Here is a 730-nt window from a genome sequence, read left to right as displayed (position 1 = left end):
CTACCGCTTCCACGGCTGCGCTGCCGCCCTGGCCCACCGCATCGAACGCGGTGGTGCGCACGGTAATGACTTTCAGCGCGTCGTCACTTTTGACCGTGGCGATGGCGTTACCGGCATAAATCGGGCGCAGGAAAGTATCGGCGTTTTCGACGCCGATCACATCCGACAGCTGGCTGACGTCTTTCAGGGCCGCCAGGCGCGGCAGCACGTTTTTACCGGTGGTGGAGGCGCTGGCCAGTACGTGGGTGTAATCACCCGCCAGTTCCACCAGCAGCGCGCCCATGGGCTCGGCCAGCTGGTGGGCGTACACGGCGTTGTCCGCCACGCGTACTTTGCTCACGCCGTCGAGTTTGGCGGCCGCGTCAGCGGCGACCTGGACGCCTTCACCGGCGACCAGCACATCGATATCGCCACCAATGGCTTGGGCCGCTGCCACGACGTGGGCGGTGGCGCTGGCCAACTGACCTTCATGAAGGTCGGCAAGTACCAGAATGCTCATAGAATTCACTCCTTTCAAAGCATGTCGATCAACGTCACGCCGACCTTAGATCACTTTGGCTTCGTTTTTCAGTTTGTCGATCAGCTCGTCGACCGAGGCGACTTTGATACCGCCTTTGCGCTCGGCGGGGGATTCCACTTTGAGCAGCGTGACCTTGGAGGCCACTTCCACGCCGTAGTCAGCGGGGGTTTTGACATCCAGCGGCTTTTTCTTGGCCTTCATGATGTCCGG

At 61.2% G+C, this 730-nt stretch carries 2 pseudogenes; both read right to left on the bottom strand.

The window, feature by feature from the left end:
- Positions 1-499 (bottom strand): annotated as a pseudogene (locus tag QIT27_RS16975) (electron transfer flavoprotein subunit alpha/FixB family protein); the annotation flags it as partial.
- A 45-nt stretch (positions 500-544) separates the two neighbouring features.
- Positions 545-730 (bottom strand): annotated as a pseudogene (locus QIT27_RS16970) (electron transfer flavoprotein subunit beta/FixA family protein); the annotation flags it as partial.

The organism is Halomonas sp. LC1 (assembly GCF_030247125.1).
GTDB lineage: Bacteria > Pseudomonadota > Gammaproteobacteria > Pseudomonadales > Halomonadaceae > Vreelandella.
This window is presented reverse-complemented; position numbering and strand designations above follow the sequence as displayed.